Origin of the sequence: Curtobacterium sp. NPDC090223 (genome assembly GCF_044746585.1) — a bacterium.
Taxonomy (GTDB): Bacteria; Actinomycetota; Actinomycetes; order Actinomycetales; family Microbacteriaceae; genus Curtobacterium.
This window is the reverse complement of the sequence record NZ_JBIVCN010000001.1, coordinates 60,473-76,997: the sequence shown is the minus strand read 5'-3', so window position 1 is coordinate 76,997 and position 16,525 is coordinate 60,473. Positions and strand designations below refer to the sequence as shown.

Sequence of the window (16,525 nt, the reverse complement as noted above, 5' to 3'; positions counted from 1 at the left end):
TCCCGTGGTTCGGGCTGACTTTGGTTGAGCGAGTCGTCGGCACCCACCCCGCCGCGCGGCCGCTACAGCAGCGCGTCCGTCAGGTGGTTCGGCGTGCCGAAGCGGTGCGCCGTGATCGACACCGCCTGCTCGCGGAGGAACGGCAGCATCTCGATGCGCCCGGCCTCGGTCACCGGCTCCGCGTACACCGCGACGTCGGGCCGACCGTCGACCGCCGCGTACAGCGCCGACGCCGATCCGCCGATGAGCCGCACGCGGGTCGACGGACCAGCGGCCACCCGGGCGCCGAACGCGGCATCGGACTCCGACGACACGACCGACCGGACGCACCCGAGCGCAGCGATCGCCGCGGGCACCTCGCCGGACGACGAGACGTCGATCGTCGTCCCCGCACGGAGCGCAGCTGCGACGACACGGACGAGCGACTCGACCGACGACGACGCAGCAGACGAGGACGCAGCAGACCCGAGCCGCACGTGCACCCCCGGGTACGGCAGGTACCGCGCGATGTTCCGCTCCGCCGACAGCGCCGACACGTCGGTCGCGACACCGAACAACGACGTCCACGCGAGCTCGTCGGACGCGATCGCCCGGGAGAGCGATGCCGACGAGACCCCTGACGCCCGGACGAACGCCGACACCGGCGCGGACACGGGAGCGCCGGCGGTCGCAGCCGCAGTCGACCAGGACCCGAGCCCGAACAGGTAGTTCACGCCGCCGGCCTTGGTACCGGCACCCACGGCGGACTTCTTCCACCCGCCGAACGGCTGCCGGCGGACGATCGCCCCCGTGATGCCGCGGTTCACGTAGAGGTTGCCGGCGTCGATGCGGGACAGCCACGCGCCGATCTCGGACGGGTCGAGCGAGTGCAGCCCTGACGTGAGTCCGTAGTCGACCTCGTTGACGATGTCGATCGCCTCGTCCAGCGACGACGCCGTCATGACGCCGAGGACGGGGCCGAAGTACTCCGTCGTGTGGAAGGCCGAGCCGCGCTGCACACCGCCGCGGACACCGGGGCTCCAGAGCTTGCCGGACTCGTCGAGCTGACGCGGCTGCACGGCCCAGCGCTGGCCGGGCTCGAGCACGGTGAGCCCGTCGAGCAGCTTGCCGGCGGCCGGGGCGACGACCGGTCCCATCTGCGTCGTCGGGTCGGTCGGGTAGCCGACCGTGAGCGAGGACACCGCGTCGACGAGCTGCGAGTGGAAGCGCCGCGACTTCGCCACGGACCCGACCAGCACCACGAGGGACGCCGCCGAGCACTTCTGCCCCGCGTGCCCGAACGCCGAGGCGACGACGTCCTTGACGGCGAGGTCCAGGTCGGCCGACGGCGTGACGATGATCGCGTTCTTGCCCGAGGTCTCGGCCAGGAGCGGCAGGTCCGTGCGGAACGAACGGAACAGCGATGCGGTCTCGTACGCACCGGTCAGGATCACCCGGTCGACCATCGGCGACGCGACCAACGCCGACCCGAGTTCATCCTCGGCGACGTCGACGAACGCCAGCACGTCGGCGGGCGCACCCATCGCGTCGAAGGCGGTGGACATGATCGACGCCAGCACGGCACCGCAGCGCGCGGCGGGCGGCGCGGGCTTCAGCACCACGGCCGACCCGGCGGCCAGGGCGGCGAGCGTCGACCCCGCCGGGATCGCGACCGGGAAGTTCCACGGCGGCGCGACGAGCGTCAGGCGAGCGGGCGAGAACGCCGCACCGTCGACGTCGTCGAGTTCCTCCGCGAGCGAGCCGTAGAAGTGCGCGAAGTCGATCGCCTCGGACACCTCGGGGTCGGCCTGGTCGATGGTCTTCCCGGTCTCGGCGGCCATCACCTCGATGAGGGCCGCGCGGTTCGCCTCGAGCGCGTCGCCCACGGCGTGCAGCACCGCGCCGCGCGCGGCACCGGACCAGGTCCCCCAGACGGCCCCGGCGCTCTGGACGCGCGTCAACGCGGAGTCGAGGGCCGTCGCGGAGGTGATCCGGGCCTCCCGGACGCCCGATTCGCCGAGCGTCGAGGAGGCGACCCGGGCCGTGATCGCGGCGCCCCAGGACCGGACCGCCGCGACCGACGGGTCGCTGTCCGGCGTGTTCTCGAAGTGGCCGGGCGTTGGCCGGCCGACGGCCGCGTAGCGGTCGGCGACCCGGTGCGAGGCGGGAGCAGCGAGACCGCCCGGTTCCGCCAGCGGCGCGAGGGACGCGCGGAACCGCGACTCCTCGCGGGCGAAGAGCGACGGCGAGGACTGCAGGGAGAACACCGCGGACATGAAGTTGTCCTGCGACGCGCCCTCTTCGAGCCGGCGGATCAGGTACGCGATCGCGACGTCGAACTCGCCGGGGTGCACGACCGGCGTGTACAGCAGCAGCGACCCGACGGTCTTGCGGACGGCCGCGGCCTGCCCCTGCGCCATGCCGAGCAGCATCTCGAACTCGATGCCGTCCCGGACGCCGCGCTGTCCGGCGAGGAGCCACGCGTGCGCCACGTCGAACAGGTTGTGTCCGGCCACGCCGACGCGGACGTTGGCGATGCGGGAGGGGGTCAGCGCCCAGTCGAGCACCCGCTTGTAGTTGGTATCGGAGTCCTGCTTGGTGTGCCAGGTCGCGAGCGGCCAGCCGTGCACCGATGCCTCGACCTGCTCCATCGGCAGGTTGGCGCCCTTGACCAGGCGGACCTTGATGCCGGCGCCGCCGCGAGCACGGCGGGCCGCGGACCACTCCTGCAGCTGCTGCATCGCGGACAGGGCGTCGGGCAGGTACGCCTGCAGCACGATGCCGGCCTCGAGCCCGAGGAACGCGGGCTCGTCGAGGAGCTGCGTGAAGACCGCGATGGTGAGGTCGAGGTCCTTGAACTCCTCCATGTCGAGGTTGATGAACTTGTTCGGCGACGCGTCCGCGGCGCGCTGGAACAGCGGTCGCAGCTTGTCGACGATGTCCGTGACGGCGTGGTCGAACGCCCACGGCGAGTGCGGGTGCACGGTCGACGACACCTTGATCGACACGTAGTCGACGTCGTCCCGCGCGAGCAGCGCGTGCGTGCCCTCGAGCCGGCGGGCGGCTTCGCCTTCGCCGAGCACGGCCTCGCCGAGCAGGTTCACGTTGAGCCGGACGCCGTCCTGGCGGATCTTCGCGATCGAGGAACCGAGCTTCGCGTCGGTCGCGTCGACGATGAGGTGGCCGACCATGTTCCGCAGCACGCGTCGGGCGACGGGGACGACGACGGACGGGAGGACCGGTGCCAGTCCGCCACCGAGGCGCACCAGACCACGGAGCGCGCTGGGCAGGAACCCGGGTGCGTCCGGCGCGATGGCCCGCAGCTTGCGCGCCGCGACGCCGAGGTCCTCCGGGCGGACGACGCCGTCGACGAACCCGACCGCGAACGCCAGGCCCTTGGGGTCGGCGAGCACCCCGGCGAGCTGCTTCGCGGAGCCGTCGACGGGGTAGGTCTCGGCCTCGGCCAGCCACTGGCGGACGAGGGCGACGGACGCATCGGCGAGGTCGTCGTGGTCGGTCGAGGAGGCTGCGTCGGAGCGCGGCTGGACGTCGGTCATGGGATCAGTGTGTCGTCTGCGGTTTCGGTAGCGGAAGCGAATTGTTCTGACGCATACCGTGAAGTTGAACTACGCTTTCCGCATGCTTGACGTCCGCCGCCTGGTCCTCCTGCGCGAGCTCTCGATCCGCGGCACGGTGGCCGCGGTCGCCGAGGCCGCGAACCTCACCCCGTCGGCCGTCTCGCAGCAGCTCGCCGTGCTGGAGCGCGAGGCCGGCGTGCAGCTGCTCCGGAAGGCCGGACGCCGCCTGCAGCTCACCCCGCAGGCCGAGGTGCTCGTGACCGCGGCCGGCGACGTCCTGGACACACTCGACCGCGCGCAGGCGTCGGTGGAGTCGACGCTCACCAGCGTGCAGGGGCGCATCCGGGTCGCGGTGTTCCAGTCGGCGGCGCTCGCGCTCATGCCGACCGCCCTGCGGATCACGGCGACGGAGCACCCGGACGTGCGCGTGGAGATGGTGCAGCGCGAGCCGGAGACCGCGCTCAACGAGACCTGGGCGCGGGACTTCGACATGGTGATCGCGGAGCAGTACCCCGCACACGCGGCACCGCGGTTCCCCGGGCTCGACCACCGCGACCTGACGACGGACCCGGTGCGGCTCGCCCTGCCCCCGGTCGAGACGGCGCTGTGGCCCGTCGACTCGCTCGCGTCGGCCGCCGGGCTGCCGTGGGTGATGGAGCCCCGGGGTGCCGCGTCCCGGCACTTCGCCGAGCAGACGTGCCGCCGCGCGGGCTTCGAGCCCGACGTCCGGTACGAGACCGCGGACCTGCAGGCCCAGATCCGGTTGATCGAGTCGGGGAACGCCGTCGCGCTCATGCCCGACCTGGTGTGGGCCGGCCGCACCACCACGTGTCGCCTGCTGGAGCTGCCGGACCCGGCGCGCCGGACGCTCTTCACGGCGCAGCGTCTTGCGAGTGCCGAGTCCCCGGCGCTGACGGCTTTCCGAGACGCCCTCGAGCAGGCCGCGACGGCGTCACGCGCCTGACGTGCACCCCCAACCCTGGTCACATTCCGGTCACGCGACTCCTGCGGGCGCGCGAGTATCAGTACGATCCGAGCACGCCTGAGGATTCTCGGCGAACTCTTATGATCCGGTACCCGTCCGGACCTGAACACCTGGGGGAACCCGTGCACCGCAGCACTTCCGGCGTTCGACGCGCCTGCGCCGTCGGCACCACCATCGCGCTCATCGGTTTGACCACCGGCCTCGGCGCCTTCACCGCGACCGCGGCGTACGCCGTCGAGCCGGCCACCACCTCGGTCTCGGCCGACCCGAACGCGACGAACTCCGTCGACGGTCAGCCGACGAGCACGTCGAACGACGCCGACGCGACCGACACCGGTTCCGGCACGTCCGGGCAGGACGCCGGCGCGACCACCGGCACCGGCACCGAGAACACCGGTTCGGACGAAGGCACCACCGACGGTAGCAGCGGGGCCGGCACGAGCACCGACGGCGGCACCGGAACGGTCCCGGACTCCGGCGACGGCACCACCGGCACCCCCGGCAACGTCCCGCCGGCGGACGCCGGCACCGACAGCACCGACGGCACCGACGGCACCGACGGCGGCGCGACCACCGCGGACGCGCCGGCCCCCGTCCCTGCCACGTTCAAGGGCGACGCCAAGGTGGGCACCCGCCTCGAGGCCAGCGCCGACGAGCTCACCGGCCCGTACGCCTACGCGTGGTCCCTCGACGGCGGCCCCGTCGTCTCGGACAAGACCTCGTACCAGATCACCAAGGCCGACATCGGCAAGACGATCACCGTGGTCATCACCGGCGCGGGCAACGCCACCGCGACGGCCACGACGGACGCGGTCACCGAGGACGTCGCCTTCGGCGGCAAGACCTCGTACGAGGAGCCCCGCGTCATCGAGATCACCGCCGGTGACGCCCTGAACGAGTCCTTCGCGGTCACCGCCGGCAGCGGCGACGTGACGTACTCGATCGGGTACGCCGACCCGGACAGCGCCGACCCGACCGACCCGGAGGACTCCCCCGAGTCGTACCTGCCGTACGAGTCGGTCTTCGACGCCTCCACCGCGACGCTGAGCGGCACGCTGACCATGGCGAGCGCCTACGACTTCACGGTCGTCGCGACGAACGGCACCTCGACCGCGACCGAGTACGTCGAGATCGTCGTCGACCCGGCCGCCCCGGTCGGCGTCCTCGCCCAGGCGGTCGACACCTCCCCCGAGGACCTGTTCACCAACGGCAAGCCCGCCACCGCCTGGATCATCAACTGGGACGGCGAGATCGTCCAGATCGACATCCCGAGCGACCCCGAGAGCGACGACTTCTCCATCACGCCCGGTGGCAAGCCGACCGTCAAGCAGGGCGGTTCGCTCTGGATCGACGGGTCCCCCGTGGACCAGTACGGCAACTCGACCGTGGACTGGGACGGCGAGGGCGACTACCCGATGCCGACCGTGACGAGCGACCACGCGACCGACCAGGTCAGCATCGACGAGGACAGCTCGACGTCGAAGGTCACCTTCCCGCACGCGTCGACCCACGTCCTGACGGTGTCCGAGGCCGGCCAGTCCGTCTCCTTCCCCGTCACGGTCGTCCCGACCGCGACCACCACGGTCGCCACGGTCACGCCGACCACGACGTCGGGCCAGCAGCTCGCCTACACGGGATCGGACGCCACCGGCGCCCTGCCCTGGGCGCTCGCGATGCTCGCCGCCGGCGCCGGCCTGGTCGGCATCCGCGCGGTGCGTCGACGTACCCAGCGCTGACACCGGTCCTGCCACCCGGCAGGCTCGACCCGGCCCCGCCAGACCACGCACGTGGTCCGGCGGGGCCGTTTCGCTGCCCACCGGCGTCCGGCGGCGTCGGTAGCGTTGGCGCCATGCCCACGCTGCTGCACGTCGACTCCTCCGCCGACCTCGTCCACTCCCGATCCCGCGCCCTGACCGCCGCGTTCGCCGATGCCTGGCGTGCCCGGGGTCCGGAGTACACGGTGGTGTCGCGCGACCTGCACACGTCGCCGCTGCCGCACCTGGAGACCTCGGCGCTGCACTGGGCGGCCGGGGACCGCACCGACGAGGAGTCCGTCGACCCCGCGGCCGAGGCCCTGCGTCAGGCCGTCATCGACGAGCTGCTCGCGGCCGACGTCGTCGTGGTGGGTGCTCCGCTCTACAACTACACGGTGCCCTCGAGCCTCAAGGCCTGGATCGACCGGATCCACGTCCCCGGGGTGCTCGCCGGCGACGTGCAGCCCCTGGCCGGGCGCCCGGTCGTGACCGTCGTCAGCCGCGGCGCCACCTACGACGCCGGGACCCCGACCGAGCACTGGGACCACGGCTCCCCCGTCCTCGAGCTCGTCCTCGGGACCGCCCTCGGGATGCGGCAGTACCCGGTCACCGTCAGTGCGACCCTCGCCGACCGGCTGCCCGATCTGGCACCGCTCGCCGACCACGCCGCCGCCGAGTTCGCCGACGCGAAGACGACCCTGGAGCGCCTCGCCGCCGCCCTCTGACGGCCGACACCCGCCGAGACGCCTCCGAGTTGCCGATACACCGCCGAAAGCTGCGGCGTCTCGAGCAGACGGAGGCGTCTCGCGCGGACGGGGCGTCAGGCGGGACGGACCTCGCCGCCGCGGCCGAGCAGGTCCGCGTGGAAAGCGGTCTGCGTCAGCGCGCTCGCGAGCAGGAAGCCCCGCATCGACTCGATCCCGCCGCTGAACGGCACGCGGGACGCCACCTGGAACAGCGTCGGCGCGTCCAGCGTGTCGAGGGCGGCGGCGACGTGCCGGCTCCGCTCCTCACGGTGCCGGGCGAGCGTCCGCGCGCGGGACACCACGTCCGCGAACCGGTACTCGTGGCCGGGGCACACCTCGAGCGCCGCGTACCCGTCCAACCGCGCGAGCGAGGCCAGGTAGTCGCCGAGCGGGTTCGACGCCGTACGGCCGCCGAGACCGATCCCGGAGTTGATCCGCGGCAGCACGTGGTCGCCGGTGAAGAGCAGCCCGTCCGGCTCGTCGAGGAAGCAGAGGTGCCCGGCGGTGTGCCCCGGCGTCCACAGCGCCCGGAGGGACCGGCCGGCCACGGGCAGCAGGTCGCCGTCGTCGAGGAGCACGTCCGCGTACGGCGGCTCGGTCGACCCGAGGCCGATCCGCCGTCCGATCCCCCACGCGTCGCTGAGGCCGGACCGGAACTCGTGCGGCACACCCCACGTCGCGATGTCGGCCTCGTGCCGAGCGGCGTCGGCACGCTCGTCCTCCAGCGCGCGGACCTCGAGGCCGTGCATCGCGATCCGGGCTCCCGACGCGCGACGGAGCGCGGCGGCCGCACCGAGGTGGTCGGCGTGCAGGTGCGTGACGGCGACGAGCCCGACGTCGGACACCGACCGGCCGATCTGCCGGAGCCCGTCGGCGAGGACGTCGAGCGAACCGTCCTCGCTCCAGCCCGGGTCGATGACGGTCAGCACGCCGTCGGTGCCCTCGACGACGTAGACGAGCGTGGCGTCCGGGACGCCGAAGCGGAACGGGACGGCGAGGGTCCAGATGCCGGGGCGGACCTCCTCGACCGGTGGGAGCACCCCCTCGGCGAGCGCGCGTGCCTGGACGGGGCTGATCGGCTCCGGGGCGGGAGCTGCGGGGGGCGTCGTCACCCGGCCACCCTAACGACGCGACCAGCGGGGCGGAGTCGAGCCGGGCCTCCCGGGCTGTGCCGACCAGAAAACCCCAACGACGCGACCAGCGGGGCGGAGTCGCGCCGGGCCTCCCGGTCCTGGTCGGAGCGCCTGTCGGACGCGACCGCGTAGACAGGACCCATGGAGATCGCACCGATGCTCGCCAAGGCCGTGCCGGACGTCCCGGAACCCGACAGCGTGAAGGGCGGGCTGCGGTACGAGCCGAAGTGGGACGGGTTCCGCGGCATCGTGACCGTGGACGGGGACGACGTCGAGATCGGCAGCCGCGGCGCGAAGCCGCTCACCCGGTACTTCCCCGAGCTGGTCGAGGCGTTCCGCGCGCAGTTCGGCGGACGGGACCACCCGGTGGTCCTCGACGGCGAGGTCGTGCTGCGCTCCGGCGAACCGGGCGACGAGCGCCTCGACTGGGAGGCACTGTCGCAGCGCATCCACCCCGCCGAGTCGCGGATCGCGAAGCTCAGTGTCGAGACGCCCGCGCAGTTCGTCGCGTTCGACCTGCTCGCGGCGGACGGTGCCGAGCTGACGGACCTGCCGTTCGACGAGCGGCGTGCCCGCCTGGAGGCACTGGCCGCCGACCTCGCCGACCCGCTGTTCGTGACCCGGACGACGCTCGACGTCGACCTGGCCCGCGAGTGGTTGACGACCTTCGAGGGCGCCGGCCTGGACGGGGTCGTCGCGAAGCCCCGCACCCGCCCCTACGAACCGGGCAAGCGGTCGATGCTCAAGGTGAAGCACCACCGCACGGCGGACGTCGTCGCGATCGGGTACCGCGTCCACAAGAGCGGTACCGGGGTCGGCTCGCTGCTCGTCGGCCTGTACGGCGACGACGGGGAGCTGCGGCAGGTGGGCGGCGTGTCCGCCTTCTCCGACAAGCGTCGGGTCCAGTTGGTCGAGGAGCTCGACCCCGTCGTGCTGCGCAACGCGGACAGGAGGCCCGTCACCGGTGACGGGGAGCGGTCGCGGTTCTCGTCGGGTCGCGACACGTCGTTCGTCCGCCTGGAGCCCTCGGTGGTGCTCGAGGTGCGCTACGACCAGATGGAGGGTGCGCGGTTCCGGCACACGGTGCAGTTCGAGCGGTGGCGCCCGGACCGGGACGCCCGGTCGTGCGGGTTCGAGCAGCTCGAGGTCCCGGCGGCGTACGACCTGCGGGACGTGCTGACCTGCGTGCGCCTGTCCGTTCTCCGCCGGTAGTTAGACGGACTAGTAATACCGTGGAATGATCGTTCCATCGGCACCCGCAGCGGGCGCCGGACGGATCGGAGCGGATCGACATGAGCAACGCAACTCTCGTTCGACACTCGCAGCGTCACCCGTTCACCGAGGTGCGCGAGGCGCGTCACCAGCGCGCGCTGCAGATCAGCGCGGTCATCAGCGGCATCGCCGGCGTGACCGCGACCGCACTCGCCCTCGTCACGATGGGACTCGGCGCATGAACATCGACGGCATCACCGACGCCCACCGCGGGGCCTGGTCCAAGCTGAACCGGCTGCACAACGCGACGATCGTGCTCCCGATGCACACGAAGCACGTCGACGACGCTGATCGTCGCCAGGACCGCCCCACGCGCTAGGCGTTCTTCTCCGGCTGCTCCGGGTTCGTCGGCTGCTCCGGCTTCTTCGCGCGGGACGGCTGTACGCGCGGGGGCTCCCCCGGCATCTTCGGGAAGTCCGGCGGGAACGGCAGTTCGCCGAGCCCGTTCTCGACGTCGCGCTCCCACCACGCCAGCAGCGGTGCGATCGAGGCCGACTCCGCGCCCATCGACTCCCACGGGTCCCCGGTCGTCCGGAGGCGCACCGGCATCGTCAGGATCGTGTACGTCGTCGGGTCCGCGTCCCGGAGCTCCTCCCACCGGATCGGGGCCGAGACCGAGGCGTGCGGCAGCGCCCGCGGACTGTAGGCGCCGGCCATGGTGCGGTCCCGGTTCGCCTGGTTGAAGTCGACGAAGACCCGTTGGCCGCGCTCTTCCTTCCACCACGCCGTCGTCACTTGGTCGGGCATCCGGCGCTCGAGTTCCCGCGCCGCCGCGATCACCGCGTGCCGCACGTCGAGGAACTCGTACTCGGGCCGGATCGGCGCGAACACGTGCAGTCCGCGGTTGCCGCTGGTCTTGATCCACGCGGTCAGCCCGACCTCGTCGAGCACCTTCCGCAGCTCCTCGGCCGCCGGGACCGCGTCGTGGAAGTCCGTCCCCGGCTGCGGGTCGAGGTCGATGCGGAGCTGGTCCGGGTGGTCGCTGTCCTCGGCGCGGGAGGCCCACGGGTGGAACACGACGGTGTTCATCTGCGCCGCCCACACCGCGACGGCCGGCTCGTCGAGCACGAGCTGCGGGTGCTTCCGGGCACTCGGGTAGGTCACCGTGACCGAGCGGACGTAGTCGGGCGCGCCCTTCGGCGGGTTCTTCGAGAAGAACTGCTCGCCGTCGACGCCGCCCGGGAACCGCTGCAGGGAGACCGGACGGTCGCCGTTGGCCCGGACGAAGGCGTCGCCGACCTCGACCAGGTAGTTCGCGAGGTCGAGCTTCGTGATGCCGGCGTCCGGCCAGAGCACCCGCGACGGGCTCGACAGCCGGACCTCCCGGTCGCCGTGGGGGCCGGGTACGGTCAGCGTCGTCGCTTCGCTCGCCATGCAGCGGAACCTACTCCCGCGTCACATGGTGTTCCAGTGCAGATGGCCGTTCGCGTCCGGCCCCTTTCCCCCGCACTGGTACGAACGACCGTTCGCCGCCTGCGCCACGGCGCCGCTCTGTGCGTCGGCGCAGAAGGCTCCCGGGGTGATGGTGCCCTGGTTCTGCTGCTCGGGCGCGACCGGAGGCGGGTCGGCGGGCGAAGGGTCGGCCGCTGCCGGAGCAACATAGGTGCCCACGGCCGTGACCTCCGTGACGGGCGGCGTGGTGACGGTTTCGTTGGTCTTCTCACGGTGGATTTCGACGCCGTCGGTTTCGGTGATCCGGTACGTCGTCGTCAGGACCCCGTTGACGCCAGCAGTCCGGAGCTTCGTCTGACCCTTCGCAAGGCTCGGGTCCTCCACCGTCGCCGTGTCGAACGGGATGGGCGACTCTTCGTCCACCTCTGTCACGGTCACGACAGGGGTCGGCGACGGGGTGACCGTGCGCGTTGGCGACGGCGAGGCAGTTGCAGAGGGTGAGGCCGTCGACTCCACGACGGCCGCTGGGCTCCCGGCGACGGCGCCGATCACGCCGACCGCGGACCCGACCCCGCCCAACCACAGCACCCCAGCAACGACGACCACGACAGTCGCCTTCGTCTTCGTGGTCAACCCGCTCCAGCGCATGACACCCTTCCTCCCCAGATCGACCCCTCATCCTGAGTGAGGATCAAGATCTGCGACAGCCCCCGTCCTGGGCGCATCGATGCCTCGCGAACACTGGACCTCACGTTGGCCGCGAGTGAGCTGAAGTCGTGGGCGGGCGGCCAGCGGAGCGCGTCGTCTGCGCACTCGATCATGGTTCTCGAGGTCCCGAGTCTGCGGATGCTCGAGCGCGCAGGCAGGATGGGTGGGTGAGCGCGTACCTCGGAGTGGACCTGGCGTGGGGGCTCGGGACCGCGACCCGGCGACCGAACGAGACCGGGCTCGCAGCACTCGACGCGCACGGACGGGTGCTCGACGCCGGCTGGGCCCGCGGCGTCGACGAGGTCACCGAGTGGATCGTGCAGCACCTCGGCCCGCGCACGCTCATCGGCGTCGACGCGTCGCTCGTCGTGACGAACCCGACCGGCATCCGGGAGGCGGAGCGACAGGTCGGCCAGCGCTACGGCAGGTGGAAGGTCGCGGCGAACCCGACGAACCTCGCGTCCGCGGCGAGCGCCGGGGCCCGGCTGCTCGACCGGCTCACGGCGCTCGGCGTCGGGTACGTCAGCGACACGGCGGCGATGCGGGAGCGCGAGGGGTCCGTGGTGTTCGAGTGCTACCCGTACACGACCCTCGTCGGCGTCGAGGAGCTCGGCTACGACGACGAACGTCCGCGCTACAAGCGCCTGGACATGTCCGTCCCGGCGGCGACGGCCAGGGCCCGGCGTGCCGTCGCGTTCGACGACCTGGTCCGGCGACTCCGGGAGACGCCGCTCGACCCGCCCCTCGACCTCGACTCGCATCCGCTGACCGCAGCGCTCCGGGAGCCTTCGGTGCTCCACGGTCCCACGCACAAGCACCGGGAGGACCTGCTGGACGGCGTCCTGTGTGCCTGGACGGCCGCGTTCTGGGACCGGCACGGCGACCAGCGCGTGCAGATCCTGGGAGGTGACCCGGGCCTCCCGTCCGATCCGGTCGACGAGGCGGGCCGCAAGCCGGTCGTCGTCACCCCGGCTCGCGGGTCGCAGCGGCGGCCCCGAGGCTAGGGTTGGGCGTGTGACGAGGACCTCCGAACCCCTGCGCATCGGGCTGGTCTCGCTGCACACCTCCCCCGGCGACGAACCCGGTTCCGGTGAGGTCGGCGGCATGAACGTCGTCGTCCGGCACCAGGCCGAGGCGCTCGCGGACCGTGGCCACCACGTGGAGATCATCACCCGCCGGTCGTCCCCGACACAGCCGGACTCGGTGTCGCTCGTGCCGGGTGTCTGCCTGCGGTTCCTCTCCGCCGGTCCTGCGCAGCCGGTGCCGAAGGGCGAGCACGACGCGTTCATCGAGCCGTTCCGCACCGAGCTCGCGGCGCTCGGTCCGTTCGACGTCCTGCACTCGCACCACTGGTTCTCCGGCGCCGCGGCCCTGCCCGTGGCCCGGCAGCGCGGCATCCCGCACGTGCAGTCCTTCCACTCCATCGCTGCGGACTCCGCGTCGCCGCTCTCCGAGGGCGAGCGGCCAGAGTCGGCGGGCCGGATGGCGGGCGAGTCGACGCTCGCGCGGGACTCCGACGCCGTCGTCGTGGTCAGCGAGGCCGAGGCCGACACGGTCCGCACGCGCCTCGGCGGCGACCCGGCCCGGGTGTGGATCGTGCCGCCGGGGGTCGACGGCTCCGTGTTCCGCCCGGCTGCGCCGGACGCGCGTCGGGCCGACGTCCCGTACGTCGTCGCGGCGGCGCGCGTGCAGCCGTTGAAGGGGCTCGACCTGGCCATCGAGGCGATCGCGGGCATCGCGCCGGAGGTCCGACCCACCCTGGTCATCGCCGGCGACTCCTCGAGCGAGGCCGGTGACTACGTCGCCGAACTGCGTCGGCTTGCCGCCGAGCACGGCGTGGCCGACCGGGTGACCTTCATCGGCCCGCAGTCGCGGGCCGACCTGGCGTTGCTGTTCCGGGGCGCTGCCGCCGTCCTGGTCCCGTCGCACTCGGAGACGTACGGGCTCGTCGCGCTCGAGGGCTCCGCTTCCGGGGTGCCCGTCGTGGCCGCGGCCGCCGGGGGCCTGCGGGAGGCCGTGGTCGACGGCGAGACCGGGGTCGTGCTCGAGTCGCGGTCGCCGGAGGTCTGGGCGGCGGAGATCGAGCGGATCCTGACGGAGCCCTCGTACGCCGCTGCACTGTCGGCAGCGGGGCGGGAGCACGCCGAGCGGCTGAGCTGGGAGCGGTCGGCTGCGGGACTCGAGCACGTGTACCGCCGGGTGCTCGGGCGGGGGCTGTGACTCGGCTCGTGGCACCGGGGCCGTCGCGAGACACCGCCGTCCGCACGAGACGCCGCCGGATTCCGCGGCGTCTCGCGGGCACCGGGACGTCTCGCGGACGTGGAGGTGCGGCGTGACGGGGCTCGACGGGTTCTGGGCAGCGCTCGACGCCGTGCCGGTCGCGGACGATGCCGAGGCGCTGTACTCCGAGGGCACCCCGGAGGGGCGGCTGCGTCGGGCGAACCTGTCCCGGTACCTCGACACCGTGGGGCCCGGGGCGGACACGCTGCTCGTGGCCGAGGCTCCCGGGTGGCGCGGCATGACGAACACCGGCGTGCCGTTCACCAGCGTCCGCGAGCTCGGGCCTGAGTACCTCGCGCCGCCGTCCCCGACCGCGCCGTGGGAGGCATCGTCGCGGGTCGTGCACGCAGCGCTCGAGGGCTGGCACGGACCGCTCCCCGTGGCGTGGGCGATCTTCCCGCACCATCCGTTCGTCGCCGGGGACCGGCTGACGAACCGGACGCCCCGGCCGGCCGAGGTGCGCGACGGGGCTCCGGTCGCACTGGCGTTGCTGTCGGCGCTCGGGGTGTCCCGTGTGGTCGCCGTCGGGCGGAAGGCGCAGGGCGCGTTGGCGTCCGCGGGCATCGACGCGATCGCGGTGCGGCACCCGGCGCAGGGTGGGGCGCGGCAGTTCACGGAGCAGCTGGCGGCGCTGTCCCGCTGAGCCCGCCTGCGTGGTCGGGCGCGAGGTCAGGCGGACTGGATGTCGACACCCTTCGCGGCGAGGGCATCGGCGACGTGCGGGGGCAGGCGTGTGGCGACGTACACGGTGTGGAGCGCCGGGAGGTCGAGCACATCATCCCAGTTCTGCGGGTCGTAGCGGTCGTCGGAGCCCTCCCAGCCGGGGTGCACGTCCTGCAGGATCTCGAGCGCGGAGTCGACGGTGACCTCGGTGACGAGGGACAGCTGCGACGGCAACAGGTCGAGGTCGTCGTAGTACTCGCGCGCCCGGTCGTCCTGCCCCTCGACGTCGAGGTCCTCGTCGGACTCGTCCGCGGAGTCCCCGTCGTACGGGTCGATCACGTCCAGGTCGTAGCAGAGCACGTCGAGCACGAGCAGCTTCGCGTTGAAGTCCGCGAACTCGACTGGTTCCTCGGTGGTGTTCGACTCGTCGTACATGCAGCGGATCGTATCCGTGCCCGTCCCGGAGCGACCGGTTTCCGGCAGGACACGGAGATGTTGCGATCGGCGGGGAGAACCCTGAGAACCCGGACAGGGAAGCCGGTTCGGTAGAGGGTGGTGCATGACCACCACCAAGACCGAGCGGCCGGACACGGAGCAGCCCGAGCTCCGCCGCGTCATCGGACCCAAGCTCCTGCTGCTGTTCATCGTCGGAGACATCCTCGGTACGGGTGTCTACGCCCTCACGGGTCAGGTCGCGGCCGAGGTCGGCGGAGCAGCGTGGCTCCCGTTCCTCATCGCGTTCGCGGTCGCCCTGCTCACCGCGTTCTCGTACCTGGAACTCGTCACGAAGTACCCGCAGACGGCCGGTGCTGCCCTGTACGTGCACAAGGCGTTCGGGATCCATTTCGTCACGTTCATCGTCACCTTCATCGTGATGTGCTCCGGCATCACGTCTGCGTCCACCGCGTCCAGGGCCTTCGCCGCGAACCTCGGCGCCGGCTTCGGCCTCGAGCTGCCGAACGCCGTGGTGATGCTCATCGCGATGGGGTTCATGCTCGCGGTGATGGCGATCAACTTCCGTGGTGTCAGCGAGAGCGTGAAGACCAACGTCGTGCTCACCCTCGTGGAGCTGAGCGGTCTGGTGATGGTGATCCTGATCGGCTTCTGGGCGATCGCCGGCGGCAACGCGGACTTCTCGCGGGTGGTGATGTTCGAGACCCCGGAGGAGAAGAGCCTGCTGCTCTCGGTGTCCACCGCGACGTCGCTGGCGTTCTTCGCGATGGTCGGCTTCGAGGACTCGGTGAACATGGCCGAGGAGACGAAGGACCCCTCGCGGATCTTCCCCAAGGTGATGCTCACCGGCCTCGGCATCACGGCCGTCATCTACGTGCTGGTGTCCATCTGCGCGGTCGCGGTCGTGCCGATCGGTGAGCTCGCCGGCAACGAGACGCCGCTGGTCACCGTGGTGCAGACCGCCGCGCCGGACTTCCCGATCGCCGACCTGCTGCCGTTCATCTCGATGTTCGCCGTCGCCAACACCGCCCTGATCAACATGATGATGGCGTCCCGGCTGCTCTACGGCATGAGCAAGCAGGGCGTCCTGCCCGGGTTCCTCGGGAAGGTGTCGCGCACCCGCCGCACCCCGTCCACCGCGATCGTCTTCACGACCGTGATCTCGCTGGCCCTGATCGGCTGGGTGTCGCTCAGCCCGGACTCCCCCATCGTGGTCGTCCTCGGTGGGACGACGTCGCTCCTGCTGCTCTCGGTGTTCGCCGTCGTGAACCTGGCCGTGCTGGTGCTGCGACGCGACAAGGTCGACCACAAGCACTTCAAGGCCGGGGTGGTGATCCCGGTCATCGGTGTGATCACGTGCCTGTGGCTGGTGCTGCCGTTCTCGTCCGGGCGCGACATCGAGCAGTACCAGATCGCCGGCGCGCTGCTGGCGCTCGGGATCCTGCTGTGGGTCGTCACGTGGTTCACGCACGGCCGGAAGCAGACCGAGAAGGCGCCGACCGGCCTGGTCACGGAGCCGACGAAGGTGGTGCACGAGGACGAGCACAAGCGCTGACACGTCCGGTGCTGACCCGTACTGGGG

15 protein-coding genes are annotated in these 16,525 nt (G+C 72.1%); 10 read left to right on the top strand and 5 right to left on the bottom strand.

What is annotated here, in order from left to right; all coding sequences use genetic code 11:
* Window positions 1–62: 62 nt before the first annotated feature.
* Entirely contained in the window at window positions 63–3,536 is a 3,474-nt protein-coding gene (locus ACIPJY_RS00330; RefSeq protein ID WP_400460728.1) for a proline dehydrogenase family protein, read from the bottom strand.
* A gap of 82 nt (window positions 3,537–3,618) precedes the next feature.
* On the opposite strand from ACIPJY_RS00330, the gene ACIPJY_RS00325 reads away from it, so the two are divergent.
* The 3 genes from ACIPJY_RS00325 (at window position 3,619) to ACIPJY_RS00315 (ending at window position 7,021) form a co-directional block, all read left to right on the top strand.
* Complete coding sequence (locus tag ACIPJY_RS00325; protein WP_400460730.1) at window positions 3,619–4,521, top strand: LysR family transcriptional regulator; 903 nt, start codon at window positions 3,619–3,621, stop codon at window positions 4,519–4,521.
* Window positions 4,522–4,664: 143 nt separating this feature from the next.
* The gene (locus tag ACIPJY_RS00320) at window positions 4,665–6,278 is read left to right on the top strand and encodes a hypothetical protein (protein WP_400460732.1); all 1,614 of its coding nucleotides are present in this window, start codon (window positions 4,665–4,667) and stop codon (window positions 6,276–6,278) included.
* A 113-nt stretch (window positions 6,279–6,391) separates the two neighbouring features.
* Window positions 6,392–7,021, top strand: coding sequence for an FMN-dependent NADH-azoreductase (locus ACIPJY_RS00315; protein WP_400460734.1), 630 nt, complete (start codon window positions 6,392–6,394; stop codon window positions 7,019–7,021).
* A gap of 95 nt (window positions 7,022–7,116) precedes the next feature.
* Here the strand turns inward: ACIPJY_RS00315 and ACIPJY_RS00310 are convergent, their stop codons facing one another.
* Window positions 7,117–8,154, bottom strand: coding sequence for an MBL fold metallo-hydrolase (locus ACIPJY_RS00310; protein WP_400460735.1), 1,038 nt, complete (start codon window positions 8,152–8,154; stop codon window positions 7,117–7,119).
* A gap of 162 nt (window positions 8,155–8,316) precedes the next feature.
* Here ACIPJY_RS00310 and ACIPJY_RS00305 point away from each other — a divergent pair, with 162 nt between their 5' ends.
* The 3 genes from ACIPJY_RS00305 (at window position 8,317) to ACIPJY_RS00295 (ending at window position 9,766) form a co-directional block, all read left to right on the top strand.
* Window positions 8,317–9,387, top strand: a complete 1,071-nt coding sequence (locus tag ACIPJY_RS00305) for an ATP-dependent DNA ligase (RefSeq protein ID WP_400460737.1) — start codon at window positions 8,317–8,319, stop codon at window positions 9,385–9,387.
* A gap of 80 nt (window positions 9,388–9,467) precedes the next feature.
* Window positions 9,468–9,629, top strand: a complete 162-nt coding sequence (locus ACIPJY_RS00300) for a hypothetical protein (protein WP_400460739.1) — start codon at window positions 9,468–9,470, stop codon at window positions 9,627–9,629.
* Window positions 9,626–9,766, top strand: coding sequence for a hypothetical protein (locus tag ACIPJY_RS00295; RefSeq protein WP_400460741.1), 141 nt, complete (start codon window positions 9,626–9,628; stop codon window positions 9,764–9,766). Before ACIPJY_RS00300 ends, ACIPJY_RS00295 begins: the two co-directional genes overlap by 4 nt.
* On the opposite strand, the gene ligD is transcribed toward ACIPJY_RS00295, so the two are convergent.
* Together ligD and ACIPJY_RS00285 are read right to left on the bottom strand one after the other, a co-directional pair.
* A complete protein-coding gene (gene ligD / locus ACIPJY_RS00290; RefSeq protein ID WP_400460743.1) occupies window positions 9,763–10,821 on the bottom strand; it encodes a non-homologous end-joining DNA ligase in 1,059 nt (352 codons plus the stop codon). The two genes, ACIPJY_RS00295 and ligD, sit on opposite strands and share 4 nt — an antisense overlap.
* A gap of 21 nt (window positions 10,822–10,842) precedes the next feature.
* Window positions 10,843–11,262 (bottom strand): G5 domain-containing protein, encoded by a 420-nt coding sequence (locus ACIPJY_RS00285; protein ID WP_400468118.1) that lies wholly within the window; start codon window positions 11,260–11,262, stop codon window positions 10,843–10,845.
* Between the two features lie 452 nt (window positions 11,263–11,714).
* Here ACIPJY_RS00285 and ACIPJY_RS00280 point away from each other — a divergent pair, with 452 nt between their 5' ends.
* From ACIPJY_RS00280 to ACIPJY_RS00270, 3 genes are all read left to right on the top strand, one after another.
* On the top strand, window positions 11,715–12,551 hold the full coding sequence (locus tag ACIPJY_RS00280) for a DUF429 domain-containing protein (protein WP_400460747.1): 837 nt from the start codon (window positions 11,715–11,717) through the stop codon (window positions 12,549–12,551).
* 10 nt (window positions 12,552–12,561) lie between these two features.
* A complete protein-coding gene (locus tag ACIPJY_RS00275) occupies window positions 12,562–13,767 on the top strand; it encodes a glycosyltransferase (protein ID WP_400460749.1) in 1,206 nt (401 codons plus the stop codon).
* A 112-nt stretch (window positions 13,768–13,879) separates the two neighbouring features.
* Window positions 13,880–14,470: a uracil-DNA glycosylase gene (locus tag ACIPJY_RS00270; RefSeq protein WP_400460750.1), complete on the top strand. Its 591-nt coding sequence runs from the start codon at window positions 13,880–13,882 to the stop codon at window positions 14,468–14,470.
* A 26-nt stretch (window positions 14,471–14,496) separates the two neighbouring features.
* Here ACIPJY_RS00270 and ACIPJY_RS00265 read toward each other — a convergent pair whose 3' ends face one another.
* On the bottom strand, window positions 14,497–14,925 hold the full coding sequence (locus ACIPJY_RS00265; protein ID WP_400460752.1) for a DUF6892 domain-containing protein: 429 nt from the start codon (window positions 14,923–14,925) through the stop codon (window positions 14,497–14,499).
* A gap of 124 nt (window positions 14,926–15,049) precedes the next feature.
* Between ACIPJY_RS00265 and ACIPJY_RS00260 the strand changes: the two genes are divergently transcribed.
* Window positions 15,050–16,498, top strand: a complete 1,449-nt coding sequence (locus tag ACIPJY_RS00260; RefSeq protein WP_400460754.1) for an APC family permease — start codon at window positions 15,050–15,052, stop codon at window positions 16,496–16,498.
* Window positions 16,499–16,525 lie beyond the last annotated feature (27 nt).

Bases quoted from the DNA above. Each gene is read 5' to 3' on its own strand.
- ACIPJY_RS00330 (WP_400460728.1), bottom strand. From the start codon at position 3,536: ATGACCGACGTCCAGCCGCGCTCCGACGCAGCCTCCTCGACCGACCAC.
- ACIPJY_RS00325 (WP_400460730.1), top strand. From the start codon at position 3,619: ATGCTTGACGTCCGCCGCCTGGTCCTCCTGCGCGAGCTCTCGATCCGC.
- ACIPJY_RS00315 (WP_400460734.1), top strand. From the start codon at position 6,392: ATGCCCACGCTGCTGCACGTCGACTCCTCCGCCGACCTCGTCCACTCC.
- ACIPJY_RS00305 (WP_400460737.1), top strand. From the start codon at position 8,317: ATGGAGATCGCACCGATGCTCGCCAAGGCCGTGCCGGACGTCCCGGAA.
- ACIPJY_RS00300 (WP_400460739.1), top strand. From the start codon at position 9,468: ATGAGCAACGCAACTCTCGTTCGACACTCGCAGCGTCACCCGTTCACC.
- ACIPJY_RS00295 (WP_400460741.1), top strand. From the start codon at position 9,626: ATGAACATCGACGGCATCACCGACGCCCACCGCGGGGCCTGGTCCAAG.
- ligD (WP_400460743.1), bottom strand. From the start codon at position 10,821: ATGGCGAGCGAAGCGACGACGCTGACCGTACCCGGCCCCCACGGCGAC.
- ACIPJY_RS00265 (WP_400460752.1), bottom strand. From the start codon at position 14,925: ATGTACGACGAGTCGAACACCACCGAGGAACCAGTCGAGTTCGCGGAC.
- ACIPJY_RS00260 (WP_400460754.1), top strand. From the start codon at position 15,050: ATGACCACCACCAAGACCGAGCGGCCGGACACGGAGCAGCCCGAGCTC.